Origin of the sequence: Bradyrhizobium sp. LB14.3, from assembly GCF_040547985.1 — a bacterium.
In the GTDB taxonomy this organism is placed as follows: Bacteria; Pseudomonadota; Alphaproteobacteria; order Rhizobiales; family Xanthobacteraceae; genus Bradyrhizobium.
Genome location: NZ_JBEPQT010000004.1, coordinates 262,027 through 280,010, shown reverse-complemented (window position 1 = coordinate 280,010; position 17,984 = coordinate 262,027). Strand labels below are relative to the sequence as shown.

The 17,984-nt window shown below is 64.2% G+C and carries 18 protein-coding genes; 6 read left to right on the top strand and 12 right to left on the bottom strand.

Annotated features, from left to right (window positions below; translation table 11 throughout):
• Nucleotides 1-14 precede the first annotated feature (14 nt).
• Both ABIB00_RS11505 and ABIB00_RS11500 read left to right on the top strand, forming a co-directional pair.
• Nucleotides 15-569, top strand: coding sequence for a DUF924 family protein (locus ABIB00_RS11505; RefSeq protein WP_247445223.1), 555 nt, complete (start codon nucleotides 15-17; stop codon nucleotides 567-569).
• Between the two features lie 108 nt (nucleotides 570-677).
• Nucleotides 678-1,163: a peroxiredoxin gene (locus tag ABIB00_RS11500; protein ID WP_247351225.1), complete on the top strand. Its 486-nt coding sequence runs from the start codon at nucleotides 678-680 to the stop codon at nucleotides 1,161-1,163.
• A gap of 159 nt (nucleotides 1,164-1,322) precedes the next feature.
• Here the strand turns inward: ABIB00_RS11500 and rnhA are convergent, their stop codons facing one another.
• Genes rnhA through ispH form a run of 3 tightly spaced genes read right to left on the bottom strand, consistent with a single transcriptional unit; the run spans nucleotide 1,323 to nucleotide 3,742 of the window.
• A complete protein-coding gene (rnhA, locus tag ABIB00_RS11495; RefSeq protein ID WP_247445225.1) occupies nucleotides 1,323-1,787 on the bottom strand; it encodes a ribonuclease HI in 465 nt (154 codons plus the stop codon).
• Nucleotides 1,784-2,767 (bottom strand): homoserine kinase, encoded by a 984-nt coding sequence (locus ABIB00_RS11490; protein ID WP_354104399.1) that lies wholly within the window; start codon nucleotides 2,765-2,767, stop codon nucleotides 1,784-1,786. The genes rnhA and ABIB00_RS11490 overlap by 4 nt, the downstream gene beginning before the upstream one ends.
• Nucleotides 2,768-2,773: 6 nt before the next feature.
• The gene (gene ispH, locus ABIB00_RS11485; RefSeq protein ID WP_247351230.1) at nucleotides 2,774-3,742 is read right to left on the bottom strand and encodes a 4-hydroxy-3-methylbut-2-enyl diphosphate reductase; all 969 of its coding nucleotides are present in this window, start codon (nucleotides 3,740-3,742) and stop codon (nucleotides 2,774-2,776) included.
• A 254-nt stretch (nucleotides 3,743-3,996) separates the two neighbouring features.
• On the opposite strand from ispH, the gene ABIB00_RS11480 reads away from it, so the two are divergent.
• A complete protein-coding gene (locus ABIB00_RS11480) occupies nucleotides 3,997-4,692 on the top strand; it encodes a DUF1013 domain-containing protein (RefSeq protein ID WP_247445227.1) in 696 nt (231 codons plus the stop codon).
• Nucleotides 4,693-4,777: 85 nt separating this feature from the next.
• On the opposite strand, the gene ABIB00_RS11475 is transcribed toward ABIB00_RS11480, so the two are convergent.
• From ABIB00_RS11475 to ABIB00_RS11460, 4 genes are all read right to left on the bottom strand, one after another.
• Nucleotides 4,778-5,047 (bottom strand): hypothetical protein, encoded by a 270-nt coding sequence (locus ABIB00_RS11475; protein ID WP_354104398.1) that lies wholly within the window; start codon nucleotides 5,045-5,047, stop codon nucleotides 4,778-4,780.
• 113 nt (nucleotides 5,048-5,160) lie between these two features.
• Nucleotides 5,161-7,071, bottom strand: coding sequence for a propionyl-CoA synthetase (locus ABIB00_RS11470; protein ID WP_354104397.1), 1,911 nt, complete (start codon nucleotides 7,069-7,071; stop codon nucleotides 5,161-5,163).
• Between the two features lie 142 nt (nucleotides 7,072-7,213).
• Nucleotides 7,214-8,599 (bottom strand): tetratricopeptide repeat protein, encoded by a 1,386-nt coding sequence (locus tag ABIB00_RS11465; RefSeq protein WP_354104396.1) that lies wholly within the window; start codon nucleotides 8,597-8,599, stop codon nucleotides 7,214-7,216.
• Between the two features lie 132 nt (nucleotides 8,600-8,731).
• Entirely contained in the window at nucleotides 8,732-9,490 is a 759-nt protein-coding gene (locus ABIB00_RS11460; RefSeq protein WP_354104395.1) for a tetratricopeptide repeat protein, read from the bottom strand.
• 127 nt (nucleotides 9,491-9,617) lie between these two features.
• Here ABIB00_RS11460 and ABIB00_RS11455 point away from each other — a divergent pair, with 127 nt between their 5' ends.
• Nucleotides 9,618-11,162: a cation:proton antiporter gene (locus ABIB00_RS11455; RefSeq protein WP_247351246.1), complete on the top strand. Its 1,545-nt coding sequence runs from the start codon at nucleotides 9,618-9,620 to the stop codon at nucleotides 11,160-11,162.
• 83 nt (nucleotides 11,163-11,245) lie between these two features.
• On the top strand, nucleotides 11,246-12,016 hold the full coding sequence (locus ABIB00_RS11450; RefSeq protein WP_247351248.1) for a hypothetical protein: 771 nt from the start codon (nucleotides 11,246-11,248) through the stop codon (nucleotides 12,014-12,016).
• A gap of 48 nt (nucleotides 12,017-12,064) precedes the next feature.
• Here the strand turns inward: ABIB00_RS11450 and ABIB00_RS11445 are convergent, their stop codons facing one another.
• The 5 genes from ABIB00_RS11445 to ABIB00_RS11425 all read right to left on the bottom strand — a co-directional run bounded on the left by ABIB00_RS11445 (nucleotide 12,065) and on the right by ABIB00_RS11425 (nucleotide 17,365).
• Complete coding sequence (locus tag ABIB00_RS11445; protein WP_354104394.1) at nucleotides 12,065-12,871, bottom strand: SDR family NAD(P)-dependent oxidoreductase; 807 nt, start codon at nucleotides 12,869-12,871, stop codon at nucleotides 12,065-12,067.
• Nucleotides 12,872-12,883: 12 nt separating this feature from the next.
• On the bottom strand, nucleotides 12,884-13,303 hold the full coding sequence (locus ABIB00_RS11440; RefSeq protein WP_354104393.1) for a DUF1850 domain-containing protein: 420 nt from the start codon (nucleotides 13,301-13,303) through the stop codon (nucleotides 12,884-12,886).
• Complete coding sequence (locus ABIB00_RS11435; RefSeq protein ID WP_247445236.1) at nucleotides 13,264-15,372, bottom strand: TRAP transporter permease; 2,109 nt, start codon at nucleotides 15,370-15,372, stop codon at nucleotides 13,264-13,266. Before ABIB00_RS11435 ends, ABIB00_RS11440 begins: the two co-directional genes overlap by 40 nt.
• 193 nt (nucleotides 15,373-15,565) lie before the next feature.
• Nucleotides 15,566-16,513 carry a TAXI family TRAP transporter solute-binding subunit gene (locus tag ABIB00_RS11430; protein WP_247351256.1) on the bottom strand — a complete coding sequence of 316 codons (948 nt, stop codon included), beginning with the start codon at nucleotides 16,511-16,513 and terminating at the stop codon, nucleotides 15,566-15,568.
• Nucleotides 16,514-16,885: 372 nt separating this feature from the next.
• Nucleotides 16,886-17,365, bottom strand: coding sequence for a hypothetical protein (locus ABIB00_RS11425; protein WP_247351257.1), 480 nt, complete (start codon nucleotides 17,363-17,365; stop codon nucleotides 16,886-16,888).
• A 195-nt stretch (nucleotides 17,366-17,560) separates the two neighbouring features.
• Between ABIB00_RS11425 and ABIB00_RS11420 the strand changes: the two genes are divergently transcribed.
• Nucleotides 17,561-17,878 (top strand): hypothetical protein, encoded by a 318-nt coding sequence (locus ABIB00_RS11420; RefSeq protein ID WP_354104549.1) that lies wholly within the window; start codon nucleotides 17,561-17,563, stop codon nucleotides 17,876-17,878.
• Nucleotides 17,879-17,984 lie beyond the last annotated feature (106 nt).

Below are 17,984 nucleotides of genomic sequence, written 5' to 3'. Positions count from 1 at the left end.
CGCTCCCTGGATTCATGACTGACGTAGGCGACATTACGCCGGCCGGCATTCTCGCGTTCTGGCGGGAGGCCGGTCGCGAGCGCTGGTACAAGCACAGCGACGCTTTCGACGCGGAGGTCAGGCGTCGCTTTCTTCTGCTATGGAAGAGGGCAACCGCCGGCGAGCTGGCCTCCTGGGAAGACAGCGACGAGGGCGCGCTGGCGCTCGTCATTGCGCTCGACCAGTTTCCCCGCAACATGTTCCGCGGCACGGCGGAAGCCTTTGCCAGCGACGCGCTGGCGCGCAACGTCGCCCGCCGCGCAATCGAGAGGGGCACAGATCGCAGGATCGATCCCATCCTGCTCGAATTCCTCTATTTGCCCTTCATGCATTCCGAGCACCTATCCGACCAGTTGCATTGCGTCGCGCTGTTTCAGAACACCGACAACGCCGAGAACCTGAAATACGCGCGGGAGCACGCCGACATCATCCAGCGGTTCGGCCGCTTCCCCCACCGCAACCGGCTCCTGGGACGCGAGACCACCGAGGACGAACAGGCCTTCCTCGACGGCGGCGGTTTTGCCGGCTGATGACATAACGGTGAAGGACCGCGCCCCTCGCCGCCTCCCAACCTGCAACATTGTGCAGCGCCGCCGCACGGTCTAAAAAGCGGGACCGATTTTCAGGGAGACTTCACGATGACCATCCAGACTGGCGACAAGCTGCCCGAGGCGAAATTCCGCGTGATGACGGCGGAAGGTCCGCAGGTGAAGACCACCGACGATATCTTCAAGGGCAAGAAAGTGGCGCTGTTCGCGGTGCCCGGCGCCTATACCGGCACCTGCCACAAGATGCATCTGCCGAGCATCTTCCTCAACGCCTACGCCATGAAGGACAAGGGCGTCGAGACCATTGCCATCGTCTCCGTCAACGACGCCTTCGTCATGAACGCCTGGAAGCGCGACACCGACCAGCGCGACGAGGCCATCTTCCTCGCCGACGGCAATGCCGACTTCGCCAAGGCGATCGGCATGGAGCTCGACGCCTCCGGCAACGGTCTCGGCATCCGCTCCAAGCGCTATTCGATGCTGGTCGAGGACGGCGTGGTCAAGAAGCTGAACCTCGAGGCGATGCCCGGCAAGGTCGAGGTGTCCGGCGGCGATACGCTGCTCGGGCAGTTGTAAGGCGGCCAGCGCTTTTAGCCTTAACCACAACTGTCATCGCCCGCGAGAAAGCGGGCGATCCAGTACGCCGAGACCTCTCGGCTGAATGATAAGCGTCTCTGGGATCGCCCGGTCAAGGCCGGGCGATGACAGTTGAGAATGAGGCGACGACGCCTCGCGCTATTCCGCCACCCGCTGCTGCAACCGAGCCTTCACGATCCCGTCGCGCGCGAGCTGATCGGCGCGTTCGTTCTCGGGATGCCCGGCGTGGCCCTTGACCCAGTGCCAGCGCACGTGATGCGCCTTCAGCGCGGCATCGAGGCGCTGCCATAGCTCGACATTCTTCACCGGCTTCTTGTCGGCGGTGCGCCAGCCATTGCGCTTCCAGCCATGGATCCAGCCGGTGATGCCCTGACGGACATATTGGCTGTCGGTGTAGAGATCGACGGTGCACGGTTTCTTCAGTGCTTCCAACGCGGAGATCGCCGCCATCAACTCCATCTGGTTGTTGGTGGTGTGACGCTCGCCGCCGTTCAGCTCCTTTTCCTTGTCGCCGAACTTGAGGATCGCGCCCCAGCCGCCGGGCCCGGGATTTCCCGAGCAGGCGCCGTCGGTATAGATCGTGACAACTGGAATCTCGCTCACGCGACCAGTCCTGACGGCATCAGCCCATAGTCGCGCACGGTGGAAACACTCTGGTGGAAGCGCAGCTTGCGGACATATTCCAGCGGATCCTTTGGCCGAACCAGTGCGCCAGGCGGAACGTTGAGCCAGTCGACCAGCCGCGTCAGCAGGAAGCGGATCGCGGCGCCGCGCGCCAGCAGCGGCAGTGCTGCCTGTTCCGCCTCGGAGAGCTTTCGCACGCGGCCATAGGCATTGAGGAAGGCGCGCGCCTTGGTGACGTTGAAGGAATGATCCGGCTCGAAACACCAGGCGTTGAGGCAGATCGCGACGTCATATGCCAGCATATCGTTGCAGGCGAAAGTGAAGTCGATGATGCCCGAGAGCTGGTCGCCGAGGAAGAAGACGTTGTCGTTGAAGAGGTCGGCATGGATCACGCCTTCGGGCAAAGGCTTCGGCCAGACCCCGCTCTCGAGGTAGTCGAGCTCGGCGGCGAGGAACGCGCGCAAGCCGGGCTGCACCTCGTCGGCCCGGTGTGACGCCGCATCGAACAGCGGCCGCCAGCCCGAGACCGAGAGCGCATTCGGACGCTTGATCGCGAAATTGGCGCCCGCAAGATGCATCTTCGCCAGCGCCCCGCCGACGCCCGCGCAATGGGTCGCGCTCGGCTTGCGCGGCCAGACGCCTTCGAGAAAGGTGATGATCGCGGCCGGCCGGCCCGACAGCTCGCGCAGCGCCTCGCCGTCTCTTCCCTTCACCGGCAGCGGGCAGTTGATGCCGTGCTCGGCGAGATGCGTCATCAGCGCGAGAAAGAACGGCAAATCGTTCTTCGCCACGCGCTTCTCATAGAGCGTGAGGATGAACGAGCCCTGGGTCGTATGCAGCAGGAAGTTTGAATTTTCGACGCCCTCGGCGATGCCCTTGTAGGAGAGCAATTCGCCGAGATCGTATTGGTTCAGGAAGTCCGCAAGCTCGTCGGCGGCAACGTCGGTGTAGACCGCCATGAAAGTCTACTCGGCGGCGGCTTCGGGGCGCACCTGACGCGGCAGCGGGAAGAACTCGTTCTCTTCCGCGGCCGAGACCGTCTCCACATGCAGCGTGAAGCGCTCGGCGAACGCGTCCATGATCTCCTCGACGATCACTTCCGGTGCCGAGGCGCCCGCGGTGATGCCGAGGCTGGTGATGTTCTCGAAACGCTTCCAGTCGAGGTCGGCGGCGCGCTGCGCCAGCACCGCGATCGGGCAGCCCTCGCGTTCCGCGACTTCGCGCAGGCGCTGCGAGTTCGACGAGTTCGGCGCACCGACCACGATCAGGGCATCGACCACCGGCGCCACCTTCTTCACCGCGAGCTGGCGGTTGGTGGTGGCGTAGCAGATGTCTTCCTTGTGCGGCCCGTTGATGTTCGGGAAGCGCTCCTTCAGGAGTGCGACGATCTCCGCGGTGTCGTCGATCGACAGCGTGGTCTGAGTCACGAAGGCGAGGTTGTTCGGATCCTTCGGCGCAATGGTCTTGGCGTCCTCGGCGGTCTCGATCAGGGTGACGGCGCCGACGGGGAGCTGGCCGAGCGTACCGACCACCTCAGGGTGATGGGAATGGCCGATCAGGAAGATTTCGCGGCCGCGCTTGAAATGGATCGCGGCCTCGCGGTGCACCTTGGTCACCAGCGGGCAGGTCGCATCCAGCGAAAACAGATTGCGCGACGTGGCGTCGGCCGGAACCGATTTCGGCACGCCATGGGCCGAGAACACCACCGGCGCAGTGGTGTTTTCCGGGATCTCGGCAAGCTCCTCGACGAAGATCGCGCCCTTCTTCTTCAACCCGTCGACGACGTATTTATTGTGCACAATCTCGTGGCGAACATAGACGGGGGCGCCGTATTTATCGAGCGCCCGTTCCACGGTGTCGATCGCCCGGACCACCCCGGCACAGAAGCCACGGGGAGAACAAAGCACGATCTTAAGGTCTGGTTTGGCTGACATTGAGCGATCTCGGGACCGAATCACCTCGCCAAATGGGCGGGAAGCGGTCGATGGATGAATAGGGCTTGGGAACGAGCTTACAGCGACTTCAGAGGGAATTGGGCCCCCTTTCGGGCGCTGTCAAGGCACTATCTATAGCAGAACCATTGCGTGACTACCCCCTCCGGGCTTATATAGCCCGAATTCCCAGTCATCGCTGATGACCACCGGTTTCGCCTCCAAAAGGGGTGGGCGAAGCACAAAGGAGATTTGCCATGAGCAACGCACCGCTGATGCCCAAGGCGACCGCCGTTTGGCTGCTCGACAACACCGCGCTGACCTTCGACCAGGTCGCCGATTTCACCAAAATGCACCCCCTTGAGGTGCGCGCGATCGCCGACGGCGACGCGGCGCAGGGCATCAAGGGCATGGATCCCCTCTCCAACGGCCAGCTGACCCGCGAGGAGATCGAGAAGGGCGAGAGAAGCCCGGACTACCGGCTCCGCCTCCAGGAGAGCAAGGTGGTGCTGCCACCGCAGCCCAAGCGCAAGGGTCCGCGATACACCCCGGTCTCGCGCCGCCACGAGCGCCCGAGCGCCATTCTCTGGCTGCTGCGCAACCATGCCGAACTCAAGGACGCCCAGATCATGCGCCTGGTTGGTACCACCAAGAGCACGATCGCCAGCGTCCGCGACCGCACCCACTGGAATACCTCGTCGCTGACCCCCATCGACCCCGTGACCCTCGGTCTCTGCTCGCAGATCGAACTCGATTTCGAGGTCGCGCGCGCCGCCAAGGAAAAGCCGATCGACGCAGCCTATGGCGGCGCAACCCTGCTGCCGGCCTCCGAGACCACCAAGAAGGACGAGTTCGAGCCGGCGGAAAAATCCAGCGACGACCTCAACGTCGACGCCGTGTTCGCCAAGCTCAAGACGCTTGGCGGCAAGAAGCAGGAGGAAGATGGGGAGTAATCCTTCGTCTTCAGTCGTCATCGAATGCAAACGCGGCGGAAAAACCCGCCGCGTTTTTGTGACGCAAGGACGGTGGAAGCAGCCTCTACGGCCGGTCCGGATGGTTCAGCATGTATTCGCCGAGGTCGCGCTGGCGACGGTCGGCCCGGGTGGTCGCGGCGCTGCGCTGGACGTCGCGGTCCTTGCGGCAGGCCACGTATTCGGGCGAGCCCAGCGCATTGCCACGGCTCTGGCAGACCGCGTCGTCATCGTCGCCGCCCATCGCCACCGGCGTCTGGTAGCGCGCGGAGCAAGCGGAGAGGGCGAGGGCGAGCAGGACAGCTGCAAGCAGGCGCGGCGTGGCGGCGAGTGGCATCCGAGATCCTTATTGGCCGGCCTTGTTTAGCGCGGAATGAGGAGATTGTAAGTCGTTTGCACCGTCATTCCGGAGCGGTCCGCAGGACCGAACCCCTAATGACGACGGAAAACTCACACTCTCCCCTTCAGCGCCTCTCCGATCTCGTCGAGCACCTTGGGGTCCTCGATCGTCGCTGGCACCGTCCAGGTCTCGCCATCAGCGATCTTCTTGATGGTGCCGCGCAAAATCTTGCCCGAGCGCGTCTTGGGCAAGCGGCCGACAATGATGGCGAGCTTGAACGCGGCGACGGGACCGAGCTTGTCGCGCACCAGCGCGACGATCTCTTTCTCGATCTCGGCGGGAGCCCGCTTCACGCCAGCCTTGAGCACCAGGAAGCCGCAGGGTACCTCGCCCTTGATCGCATCCTTGACGCCGAGCACGGCGCATTCGGCGACATCGGCATGCGAAGCCAAAATCTCCTCCATGCCGCCGGTCGAGAGCCGATGTCCGGCGACGTTGATGATGTCGTCGGTGCGGCCCATGACGAAGACATAGCCGTCCTGATCCTTGTAGCCGGCATCCGAAGTTTTGTAGTAGCCGGGAAATTCGGTGAGATAGGCTTCCTTGAATCGTTCGTCCTGATTCCACAGCGTCGGCAGGCAGGCCGGCGGCATCGGCAGCTTGATGACGATCGATCCCATGGTGTTGGGGCCGACCGGCTTTGCGGCCTCGTCGACCACGTCGACCTGATAGCCCGGCATCGGGACCGTCGGTGAGCCGTGCTTCACCGGCAGCATGCCGAGCCCCACCGGATTGCCGGCGATGCACCAGCCCGTCTCCGTCTGCCACCAATGGTCGATGACAGGCACTTTCAACTGCTGCTCCGCCCATTCCACCGTCGGCGGATCGGCGCGCTCGCCGGCGAGGAACAGCGTGCGGAATGTCGAGAGGTCGTATTGCCGGATGAATTTTCCTTCCGGATCATCTTTCCGGATCGCGCGGAACGCGGTCGGCGCGGTGAAAAAGGCGACCGCCTTGTGCTCGCTGATCACGCGCCAGAATGCCCCCGCATCGGGCGTGCCGACCGGCTTGCCCTCGTACATGATCGAGGTCGCGCCGTGCAGCAGCGGACCGTAGACGATGTAGCTGTGGCCGACCACCCAGCCGATGTCGGAGCCGCACCACCAGACCTCGCCCGGCTTGACGCCATAGAGGTTGAACATGGACCATTTTAGCGCGACGAGATGGCCGCCATTGTCGCGCACGACGCCCTTGGGAATGCCGGTCGTGCCTGACGTATAGAGGATGTAGAGCGGATCGGTGGCCGCGACGGGCACGCACGGCGCCTTCTTGCCGTCGTTCATCGCCTTGCGGCGCAGGCCCGCCCAGTCGTAGTCGCGTCCTGGCGTCAGGTCGCAGATGAAGTGCGAACGTTGCAGCACGATGCAGGCCTTCGGCTTCACACCTGCAAGCCTGATCGCCTCGTCGAGCAGCGGCTTGTACTGCACGATGCGCCCGGGCTCGATGCCGCAGCTCGCCGACAGAATCAACTTTGGCTGCGCATCGTCGATGCGGCTGGCGAGCTCCTTCGCGGCAAAGCCGCCGAACACCACGGAGTGCACCGCGCCGATGCGCGCGCAGGCGAGCATCGCAACGACGGCCTCCGGTACCATCGGCATATAGAGGATGACGCGATCGCCCTTGGCGACACCAAAATCCTGCATGATGGCGGCGAGCGCCTGCACCTCGGCCAGCAGTTCAGCATAGGTGAACCTGGTGACCGTGTTGGTCAGCGGCGAATCATGGATCAGCGCGACCTGGTCGGCGCGGCCCCGTTCGACATGGCGGTCGAGCGCGTTGTAGCAGGTGTTGACGACGCCGCCGCTGAACCAGCGGCCGTAGACGCCCTGCGAAGCATCGAAGATCGCCTTCGGCGGCTCGATCCAGTCGATCTCCTTCGCCGCCTCGGCCCAAAAGCCCTCAGGGTCGGCCAGCGAGCGCGCATAGACGTCGTGATAGCTGCTTTTCCCCTGGACATTCATGCTTGCGCTCCCGTTCCCTTTATTCGCCTGGCCTTGACCTTTGGCGGGACAAACGTCCCGCCATGACGGGGATCAAGTACCGGGCTTGTTTGGGGGGTATTTTCCCGGGAACGGGCCGTGGTTCAAGCTGAAAGAACGGTGCTCAGCTATCCATCGCATTCAGCCGCTGTAACCGCTCCTGCATGACCTTTCTCAGGTCATAGCCCGGCCGGCGGAAGCTCGTATTGCGGGTGGCGAGGAAATCGCGCTGGCTGCGGCGGAGATCGCCGGCCGAGCGGGAGCCGGCCGACTTCAATACGCGTTCGTAGGTCTCGGCAATCTGGCGGTCGAGCACGCCCAACTGTGGATCGGCGCAGATCATCTTCTCGACCTCGCGCTTCGCCGTGGCACAATCGAACGACGGGCCATTGCCGGAATTCGCCGCGAGCGGCCGCAGCGGCTCGGCGCCGAATTTCGCGATCTCCGCGATCATGGTGCGGCGGCCGCTGGCGGCATTGTCGTTGCCGGGATCGAGCCGCAGCGCGGTCTCGTAATCGGCCAGCGCCTTCTTGCGCTCGCCCATCTTCTTGTAGAGCACGGCGCGGTTGTTGTAGGTCTGCGCGAAAGTCGCGTCGAGTTTCAGCGCGGCCTCGTAATCGCTGAGCGCAGCACCAAGCTCGCCCTTGAGATGGTAGGAATCGCCGCGATTGGTGAAGAAATTCGGCCGCGGTGCCAGCCGCAGCGCCTGATCGTAATCGGCAATCGCCTTGTCGTACTCGCCCATCGCGGCCAGCGACAGGCCGCGATTGTCATAATATTCGGGCACCTTCGGATCGAGCCTGATCGCCTCGCCGTCGACGGCAACCGCCTTGTCGAGCTGGCCGAGCTTCTTGTAGGCGGCGCCACGATTGGTGTAGCTGCGCGGCCGGTTCGGATCGAGCCGCAGCGCCTCGCTGAGATCGCGAATCGCCTTGTCGTTGTCGCCGCCGAGATAGTAGGTCACGCCGCGGTCGGACCAAGCCTGCGCATTGTCAGGCTTCAGCTTGATCGCCTGGTCGTAATCGGCAAGCGCGCGGTCGAGCCGGTGCTGGTTGGTGTAGACCACGCCGCGCAGCTCGTAAGACTCCGCATCCTGCGGATCGAGCTCGATGGCCTTGCTGAGATCCGCCGCGGCGCGGTTGAGATCGCCGCCGGCCTCGCGCAGGAGATCGCCGCGCAGGCGCCAGGCTTTTGCATTTCGGCCCTCGAGCGCGATGGCGCGGTCGATATCCCTCAGCGCCTGCGTGACGCCGCCCGAGGTCCGCGCATTGGCGTCGGCGCGCACCAGCAATGCCGCGGCGCGATCGGAAGATGGATTTGAGGCCTGGTCGATGATGGCGCTGCATGCCGGGATCAGCTCGGCCGGAGCGGCCTTGCTCCCCATCACGCAATCGACGCCGGACAAGGCAGGAGCGACGAGGACGACGCTCATTGCCGCGCTGAGCAGGAAGGAGCGAAGCGAGATTTTTGCAAACGAGAACATTTGCGCGGAAAGATGCGTGCCGCACATGGCATAGGGCTCCGAGACATCAGGCTTTCACCATTGTCGCGGCGGCCAAAGAATCGGTTCAAATCGGGCGTGTCAGGGGCGCACCGACCCCTCGCTCCCTCGCCCCGCTCTTAAGGCGGCAGACGAGGAGCCTCAATAGCCATCCACCCCGTTCAGCCGCAGCAACCGCTCCTGCATCGCCTTCTTCAGATCGTAGCCGGGCCGGCCATATCGGGCATTGCGGCGGGCGATGAAATCGTCCTGCTCGCGCTGAAGCGCCTTCGCTTCGCCCGCATTGCGGGCGTCGCGGAGCACACGGGCATTGGAGGCAAAAACCTCGCGGTCGAGATCGGCGAGCTCGCGGTTGGCGCAGATCGACTTCTCGACGGGGCGGCGCGCACCCTTGCAACTGAAGCTGGGCTTGCCTGCGACCGCCATCTGCGCGCCGATCCGCTCGATCTCGCGCGCCATCGCCTTGTGATTGACCCTGGCCTTCTCGTGGTTCGGATCGATCTTCAATGCCGCGCCGAAATCCTGCACCGCCTTGGGCTTGTCGCCCTTCCTCAGCCAGAGCTCGCCGCGCGCGTTGAAGATATCGGCGAGGCCGGAATCAAGCAGAAGAGCGCGGCTGTCGTCGGCGATCGCGCGGTCGATCTGGTCGTGCCGGGCAAACAGCGCGCCGCGCGCGATCAGCGCCTTGATCAGGTCGCCTTTCGCCGTCTTCTCGTTGTCGATCACGGCGGCGCAGGCCGTGGCGGCCTTGTCGAAGTCGTCGGCCGCTGCAGCAGCAAGGCACGGCGCGACATCGACCTGCGGGACCGCGGCCGGTTCGCCGCCGGTCGCGGCATGAGCCGCGGCGAACGAGAGCGCAAAGAGCAACCCGGCGCCGGACCATTGAATGAGAAAACGCATGCTCGTCACAGTCGGTAAGGCCTGAGTTAAGGTCCGGGTTAAGGTCTTGCCTCGGGGCCGCACTATCCATCATACGGCCGGATTGGTGCTAGCTTGTGGCGCCGCTCAATCGGTTTCGGGGATCAACGTGTCGACATTCGAATGGATCATCGTGCTTCTGCTCGGCGCCGTTGCATTATCGGCGCTGGCGCGGCGGATCAAGGTCCCCTACCCGACCTTTCTCGCGATCGGTGGCGCGCTGATCGCCTTTGTGCCGTCGAGCCCGTCCTGGACGCTGGAGCCCGACCTGGCATTGGCTCTTTTTGTCGCACCGGTCCTGCTCGATGCCGCCTTCGACACCTCGCTGCGCGATCTGCGCAACAATTGGGTTCCGGTCTCCACCCTGGTCGTCGCCGCCGTCGGCCTGACCACGGCCGGCGTGGCCTACGTCGCGCACCGGCTGATGCCGGACATCCCCTGGGCCGCCGCGGTTGCGCTCGGCGCCATCGTGGCCCCGCCGGACGCAGCCGCCGCGGTCGCAATCCTGAGCCAGGTGAAGTTGCCCTATCGGATGGTCAAGGTTCTGGAAGGCGAGAGCCTGCTCAACGACGCGACCGCGCTCTTGATCTATCGCATCGCGGTCGGCGCCGTCGCCACGGAGCATCTGGCATGGAGCCAGGTCGCGCCGACCATGGCGCTGGCGCTGGTCGGCAGCGTCATCGCGGGATTGGTCGCAGGCCGCATCATCCCGCTGTTCATGGAACGGGTAAAGGAAGCGCCGAGCGCGATCATCGTGCAGTTCGCCACCACCTTCATGGTCTGGATTGCCGCCGAGCATCTCGGCCTCTCCGGCATCCTCACCATCGTGGTCTACGGCATCACCATCGCGCGCACGGCGGGGGCACGCATGCCGGCGCGGCTGCGGGTGCCGTCCTATGCGGTGTGGGAGACCATGGTGTTCGTGCTCAACGTGCTCGCCTTCATGCTGATCGGCATGCAGATGCGGCCGATCTGGACGCGGCTCAATGCGGACGTGCGCTGGGAGTATTGCGTGGCCGCGGCCTGGATCCTGCTCACGGTGGTGCTGGTGCGGGTCGCTTGGATCACATTCTACCGCACGACGCTGCGCGCACTGATCGCGCACGGGGTCTATCACCCGAAGGATCCGAAGCAGGTCGCCTCGCCCAAGGGCGGCCTCATCGTCTCCTGGTGCGGCATGCGCGGTCTCGTCACGCTCGCGACCGCCTTTGCCCTGCCGGAAAACTTTCCCTATCGCGACTTCATCGTCTTTTCGGCGTTTGCGGTCGTGCTCGGCACGCTGGTCGTGCAGGGCCTGACGCTGCGGCCGCTGATCCTGGCGTTCGACCTCAAGGACGACGATCCCGTCGGCATCGAGGTCGCGCGCGCCCGCGCCGTCGCCTATCGCGCGGCGCTCGACGCGATCGAGGACGATCCGTCGGAGGAGGCTGAAATCCTGCGGCTCGAATATCGCGCCATCCTGATGCAGACAGACGACGATCCGAACGGCGGTGTCGCCAACGGCGAATTGCCCGCCGATCCCCTGCGCCGCCGGGGTATCGCGGCCGCGCGAAAGTCGATCTTCGACCTCCGCGCCACCGAAGTAATCGGCGACGATGCATTTCATCGGATCGAGGAAGAGCTCGATCGCGCAGAATTGAGCGCGGGGGGTTAAATCCTGTCGCCCCTGACATCCGCCCCGCCTGCACAGGTGGCCAGGGGCTTGAACCAAACCCCGCCTCTTCAGACTCATTCCAGATGACGACCCTAATCGACGACCGTCGTGTGCGCGCGCGAGATGCGTCGCCCGCACGATATTTTTATCTCCACATGGCACTGGCCTGCGCGGCCACCGCTTTTCTCGGCTTCGCACCGACCTATTTTGTGCCGCTCGCGCAACGGACATTGTCCGCAAGCCCCGTGATTCATTTTCACGGTCTCTTGTTCTTCACCTGGTCTCTCTATTTCGTGATCCAGGCCTGGCTCGCGGCCTCGGGCCGCGTGCTCAATCACCGCGCGATCGGCATCGCCGGCGTCTCGCTCGCGACCGCGATGACGATCTTCGGCTTCCTCGCATCGGTGCATGTGATGCAGCATTCCGCCGCGCTCGGACAAAAAGAGGCCGGCATCGCCTTCTCGATCGTGCCGATGAGCGGGATCGCGTTCTTCGCAGTGGTGTTCATGCTTGCGATCATGAACACGCGAAAGCCCGAGATTCACAAACGCCTGATGCTGCTAGCCGCGGTCTCCATCCTCGATGCGGCGATCGCGCGCTGGTTTCTCACCTTCCTTGCACCTCCGGGACCGCCCGGGCCGCCGCCAGTGCCCGTTACCATCGCGCCGGCCGTGGTCGCTTCGCTGCTGCTCGTCGTCGCCATGGTACGCGACTGGCGCACCGAAGGCCGGGTGCATCCGGTGTACATCTACGGTACGCTCGCGATGCTGGCGGTGAAGGTGCTGAACTGGCCGATCAGCGAGACTGCGGCTTGGCATTCGTTTGCCGGCGGGATTCTGGCGCTGGCGCAGTAAGGGCCCGGGCTGTCGTCCTGGCGCAAGCCAGGGCGACGAGGAAGGGAGCTACGCCCCCGCCTTGCACGTGATCCCGCCGTCCACCACCAGCTCGATCCCCGTCACATATTTCGCTTCGTCCGACGCCAGGAACAGCGCCGCATTCGCGACGTCCCAGGCCTCGCCCATGTGGCCCATCGGCACCTGCGCATCGCGGGCGCGCCACATCGCCTCGACATCGCCCTTGGCGTAGCTGTTCGCAAGACCTGCGGAATGTTCCACCATCGGCGTCTTCATCAGACCGGGCAGGATTGCATTCACGCGCACATGGTTCTTCGCGAACTCGATCGCGGTGGATCGCGTCAACTGGTTCATCGCCGCTTTGCTGACGTTGTAACTGATATAAGAAATCCCGACATGGCGGATCGATGCGATCGAGGAGATGTTGATGATCGAGCCGCCGCCCTGCTTCACCATCACGGGGATGACGTGCTTCATGGCGAGATAGGCGCTCTTGAGGTTCACGGTGAAGACGCGGTCCCAGCTCTCCTCGGTCACCTCGACGACGCTGCCCATCTCGGCGATGCCGACATTGTTGTCGAGCACGTCGATGCGGCCATAGGCCTTGAAGCACGCCGCAACCATCGCCTCAATCTCGGCAGACCGCGAGACGTCGGCGGTAAACGCGGTCGCCTTGCCGCCTTCGTCCGAGATGATCTTCGCGGTCTCTTCAGCGGCCGCGCCGTTCCGATCGACGCAGAACACCTGCGCGCCCTCGCGCGCAAAGGTGACCGCGGTGGCCTTGCCGTTGCCCCAGCCCGGCCCGATCGAACCGGCGCCCACCACCATCGCAACCTTGCCCTTGAGCCGATCCATCGCGGGTCTCCCTTATTTCTCTTGTTCTTCGCAGATGCTCATCTTCGTGACGTTAGCACCGATCGGATGCCCGACAATCTCCGACAACGTCTGGCACTTACCGTCATGGCAAAGCCGCCATTCGCCAGCCGCGCCGGAATTGCCCAGCACCACCTCCGGCGTCGGCGCGCCCCCAGGCCTCCACTGAAACCAGCCGTCGACGAGCCGCGCCTCGGGCGGCGGCTCCATGCCGGGTCCGGTGCCCTTCACCCGCGCCTGCACCAGTTCGAGCCCCGCGTGGGTGACGCGCCAGTCTTCCTGCCAATCGACCTTCGCGATCGAATGTGTCCACACCAGCGTGAAGGCGGACAGCGCCAGCGCCTTCACGCCTGAGGCTGTGGCGAAGCAGAGGCTCACATCGCCTCGACCGGCGCCGGCGGACGCTGCCGCCACTGCCACAGCACGATCGCCGCGGAGAGCAGGAAGCCCGCGGTGTCGCTGAATGGGAAGTCGCCGAGCAGGCAGAGCGCTGCACCGAGCGCGACCAAACGTTCGAGGAACGTCAGGCGCGTGAACAGGAAGCCGATCGCGACCATGCCGAACAGCGCGATCGCCACCAGCGCCTTGAAGGTCGCCAGCGCCACCGCGCCGTAGAAGCCGAGCCTGGCGGCCATGGGATCGCCGGCCTGCAGCATCAGCGCCGGCGAATAGACGAAGACGAACGGGATCACATAGCCGGCGAGCGCGATGCGCATCGCCTCCCAGCCGATCTTGTCCGGATTCTCCTTCGCGATCGGCGCCGCCGCGAGCGCCGCAAGCGCCACCGGCGGCGAGAGGTCGGCCATGATGCCGTAATAGAATGCGAACATGTGGCTCGCGATCAGGGGAACGCCGAGTTTGGCCAGCGCAGGTGCTGCAAGCGCCGCGGTGATGATGTAGGTCGGGATGGTCGGGATGCCGGTGCCGAGCAGGATCGACAGCAGCATGGTCATGATCAGCGCCAGGAACAGGCTCTTCTCGCCGAGGCCGATCACCCAGCCGCCGAAGATGGTGCCGACGCCGGTCTGCGACATCATGCCGATGATGACGCCGACGATGGCGCAGGCCATGCCGACGGTGATGGCGGATTTCGCGCTTTCAGCCAGTGCATCGCGGCAGGCGCGCAGGGCGGAAAATCCGCCGCGCACGAACGCAGTGATCACGATCAACGCGACGACGACGCCTGCGACCGGCACGATCTGAAGGCCGTCACGCGACAGCGCGGCAACAACGAGCGCGAGCCCGATCCAGAAGATGCTGCGGATCGCCATCGAAGACGCGCCCGTCGTGATGGCGGTTCCAAGGATCAGCCCCACTGTGAGCGCGAGGCCCATGCTACCGGCATAGAGCGGCGTAAAGCCTTCGAACAGCATGTAGACGAGGGCTGCGAGCGGCAGCACGAGGTACCACCCCTTCACCAGCGCCTTCCAGGCGCTCGGGGTCTCCGACTTCTTCATGCCGGTGAGGCCGTGCTTGCCGGCTTCCAGATGCACCATCCAGAAGGCGGAGGCGAAATAGAGCATCGCGGGAATCGCCGCCGCTTTCACGATCTCCGAATATTGGACGCCGAGCGTCTCCGCCATGATGAAGGCGACCGCGCCCATTACCGGCGGCATGATCTGCCCGCCCATCGAGGCTGTCGCCTCGACGCCGGCCGCGAACGCGCGGCGATAGCCGAACCTGATCATCAGCGGAATCGTGAACTGGCCGACGGTGACGACGTTGGCGACGCCCGAGCCGGAGATCGTGCCCATCATGCCCGAGGCGAACACCGCGACCTTGGCAGGTCCCCCGCGGGTACGGCCGAACAGGCCGAGCGAGACGTCGGTGAAGAGCTGGATCATGCCGGCGCGCTCCAGGAACGAGCCGAACAGGATGAACAGGAAGATGTAGGTCGCCGAGACGTAGATCGGCACGCCGTAAAAACCTTCGGTGCCGAACGACAGATGCGTGACGATCTGGTCGAAATCATAGCCGCGATGGTTGAGCGGCGACGGCAGATATTGCCCGAAGAACCAATAGACGAGACAGGCGCCGCACATCAGCGGTAGCGCCGGCCCCATCAGGCGTCGCGTGCCCTCGAAAATCAGCACCGCAAGCAGCGTGCCGACGGCGAGATCGAGGCGGGTCGGATCGCCGTCGCGCGCAATCAAGTCCGCATAAAAAATCCACTGGTAGAGGCCGCAGAAGAAACCCGCGCCGCCGATCACCCAGCCGAGCGCGCGTCCGGCGGCGCTCTTCGCGGTGAAGTTTGCGATCAGGCCGAAGGTGAGAAGAACGAGGAAACCGACATGGACGCCGCGCACCACCTGGCTCGGGAGATAATTGAAGGCGGCGACATAGAGCTGGAACGTGGCGAACGCGATGCCGATCCAATAGGCGAGTGTGCCCCACCAGCCAGGGCCAAAGCCTTCCGGGAAACCGTGCTCGAAATTGTCGAACTCGACCTTGATGGGCGCCGCGGTGCCCTCTGCCTGCAACATCGATATGTCCCCGCCCCCGATCGGGCGTTCCTACAGCATTCGCGCTGCATCCTGAATACGTTATGCCCGGGCTTGTCCCGGGCATCCACGATCTTTCTCGCCTGGCCTTAGAACGTGGACGGCCGGGACATCTGCGCGAAGACGCGCTTCGCGCTTTTGCCCCGGCCATGACGTCCGATAATGAGGGCCGACCTTACTTGATCAGCCCTTTTTCCTTGTAATAGCGGATCGCGCCGGGATGCAGCGGAACCGGGCTGCCGCTGGCCGCCGTCTCGAGCTTGATCTCCTTGCCGGCCGCATGCGCATTGGCGAGCTCGGGCAACGACTCGTAGACCAGTTTTGTCATCTGATAGGCGAGATCGTCCGACACCGCCGAGCTGGTGACGAGATAGTTGACCACGGCCGCGGTCGGCACGTCCTTGTCCTGCCCGGTGTAGGTGTTGGCGGGAATGGTCGCCGCGATGAACGGCAGGCCGATCTTGTCGACGGTCTCCTTCGGCACCGACACCACCGTGATCGGGCTCGAGGTCGAGAGATCCTTCAGCGAGGCCACGCCGAGGCCGGCCGATTGCAGCGTCGCGCCGAGCTGGCGGTTCTTCATGAGATCGACGGATTCGGCAAACGGCAGATACTCGACCTTGCCGAGATCCTTGTAGCTCATGCCGGCCGCCGCCAGGATCGCGCGCGAATTGAGCTCCGTGCCCGATTTCGGCGCGCCGACCGACAGGCTCTTGCCCTTGAGGTCCGCCAGCGTCTTGATGCCGCTCTCGGCAGTCGCGACGATCTGGATGTAGTTCGGATAGATCGCGCCGATGGTCCTGAGCTTGTCGAGCTTGGTCTTGAAGCCCGCCTCCTCCTCGCCGTCCCAGGCGGCTTTCAGCGAGTCGCCGAGCGTGAACGCCAGCTCGCCGCGGCCCTGCTGGAGCAGGATCAGGTTCTCGACCGACGCCTTGGTGGCCTGCACCTGCGTCTTCACGTTCGGAATCTTGTCGCCGTAGATCTTCCCGATCGCAACCCCGAGCGGGTAGTAGACGCCGGAGGTACCCCCGGTCAGCACGTTGATGAAGGATTGCGCCTGCGCGCAAGGTGCCGACGCCGCCAGAGCAAGAGCCGCGGCCACGCCGAAAATCGTTCGTTTCATGATCTTTCCACTCCCCAAACCGGCCGGGAAGTTGGCCGGATGAGGGGAGCGGGTCAACCTATCCAAAAGTCAAAACAGGACTGCGGTAAATGGCTGTCCTGGCTTGATTTTTGGGGAACCGGGCAGGTGCGGCGAGGTGGCGCAGCCAGGCACGCTTACGTGGGATCAATCACTCACGCAGCAGGCTCGGTGCAACCTCTCCCGCGTACGGGAGAGATCGGCGCGATGCGCCGGGTGAGGGCTTTCTCCTCTGGGACTATCCCATTGCGGATACACCCTCTCCCCAACCTCCCCCGCAAGCGGGGTCGCAAGCGGGGAGGGAGCGCACCGTCACTGGCAAGCCTTCACTGGCAAGCCCTTACTGGCAAACCCTCATTGGAAGGTCATGTCCAGGCACTTGGAGATGTCGGAGCCGAGGCCGGAGGAGATGATGATGCAGCCGCGGACCTTCTGCGCGCTGACGTCGGCGGCCCAGACCGAGTAGCCGCCGGGGCCGAAGAACGAATTGGTGTTCGGCGGCTCGGTCTCGGTCGCGTCGAAATCGTAATGGCCGTCGGTCTCGAAGACGCGCGGCTTCTTGGTGCAGCCGCCGTCGGTCTGGACGTTGATGACTTCCTTGTTGTCGCGGGTCAGCGCCAGCGAGACCTGGCAGCGGAAATATTCCGAGGTCTTGGTATTGAAGAGGTAGGTGTAGGACTTGCAGGTCGCAGTGTTGAGCTTGCCCGGGGCCAGGCCGCGGCTGCACGAAATCCGCTGGTTGTGGCTGAGCTGGTAGTCATCGGCCCGGGCGGCCGGCGCCAGCGCCGTCAGCAGCAGCGCGGCGGCCCAGCAGGCTTTAATGACATGGTGCATCCGAATCATCCCTACCCAATATTTTGTCGAATTGCGTTCTAGACGGAAAGCGGAACATAGTCGCGCGGGGACGATGGGAAAATCACAAACTGCTGGGCAAGACGTGATGCGCTGCGGCACTTACGCAGGTTGACCTGTAAATGCCGTTCGTGATTTGTTCAAGACGGGCAACCCCAATGGCGGGGAGGATGGATGATGATATTTCCAAAGAAGACATTTGCACTTGTTTCGGCTGCACTCGTAGTAGTGCTCGGCACGTTCGCGGCTCCCACATCGGCGCAGACCGCGGCCACGCCGTGGGAGCTGAAGCCCGACACGGGCTATGCTTATGACAAGGAAGGCAAGACCTTCTCCTACAAGATGGGCACCAGCAATGCCGGCGAACTTCTGAAGGGTGCCAAGAAGGTGCCGAAGGGCACGCTGTTCTTCATCGGCCACAACGGCCAGCTCTACATGCGCAGCGGCCCTTATCTGGAAGGCGACGGCAAGTTCAAGTTCGGGGCGGATCACTAGGGGCGGCGCGTTACCTACTCGGTGTCGTCACCCGCGAAAGCGGGTGATCCAGTATTCCAGAGGCCGTGATGGGATACGGAGAAGCCGCGGCGTACTGGATGCCCCG

Bases quoted from the DNA above. Each gene is read 5' to 3' on its own strand.
- ABIB00_RS11505 (WP_247445223.1), top strand. From the start codon at position 15: ATGACTGACGTAGGCGACATTACGCCGGCCGGCATTCTCGCGTTCTGG.
- ABIB00_RS11500 (WP_247351225.1), top strand. From the start codon at position 678: ATGACCATCCAGACTGGCGACAAGCTGCCCGAGGCGAAATTCCGCGTG.
- ABIB00_RS11490 (WP_354104399.1), bottom strand. From the start codon at position 2,767: ATGGCGGTCTACACCGACGTTGCCGCCGACGAGCTTGCGGACTTCCTG.
- ispH (WP_247351230.1), bottom strand. From the start codon at position 3,742: ATGTCAGCCAAACCAGACCTTAAGATCGTGCTTTGTTCTCCCCGTGGC.
- ABIB00_RS11480 (WP_247445227.1), top strand. From the start codon at position 3,997: ATGAGCAACGCACCGCTGATGCCCAAGGCGACCGCCGTTTGGCTGCTC.
- ABIB00_RS11475 (WP_354104398.1), bottom strand. From the start codon at position 5,047: ATGCCACTCGCCGCCACGCCGCGCCTGCTTGCAGCTGTCCTGCTCGCC.
- ABIB00_RS11470 (WP_354104397.1), bottom strand. From the start codon at position 7,071: ATGAATGTCCAGGGGAAAAGCAGCTATCACGACGTCTATGCGCGCTCG.
- ABIB00_RS11465 (WP_354104396.1), bottom strand. From the start codon at position 8,599: ATGTGCGGCACGCATCTTTCCGCGCAAATGTTCTCGTTTGCAAAAATC.
- ABIB00_RS11460 (WP_354104395.1), bottom strand. From the start codon at position 9,490: ATGCGTTTTCTCATTCAATGGTCCGGCGCCGGGTTGCTCTTTGCGCTC.
- ABIB00_RS11450 (WP_247351248.1), top strand. From the start codon at position 11,246: ATGACGACCCTAATCGACGACCGTCGTGTGCGCGCGCGAGATGCGTCG.
- ABIB00_RS11445 (WP_354104394.1), bottom strand. From the start codon at position 12,871: ATGGATCGGCTCAAGGGCAAGGTTGCGATGGTGGTGGGCGCCGGTTCG.
- ABIB00_RS11435 (WP_247445236.1), bottom strand. From the start codon at position 15,372: ATGTTGCAGGCAGAGGGCACCGCGGCGCCCATCAAGGTCGAGTTCGAC.
- ABIB00_RS11430 (WP_247351256.1), bottom strand. From the start codon at position 16,513: ATGAAACGAACGATTTTCGGCGTGGCCGCGGCTCTTGCTCTGGCGGCG.
- ABIB00_RS11425 (WP_247351257.1), bottom strand. From the start codon at position 17,365: ATGCACCATGTCATTAAAGCCTGCTGGGCCGCCGCGCTGCTGCTGACG.
- ABIB00_RS11420 (WP_354104549.1), top strand. From the start codon at position 17,561: ATGATATTTCCAAAGAAGACATTTGCACTTGTTTCGGCTGCACTCGTA.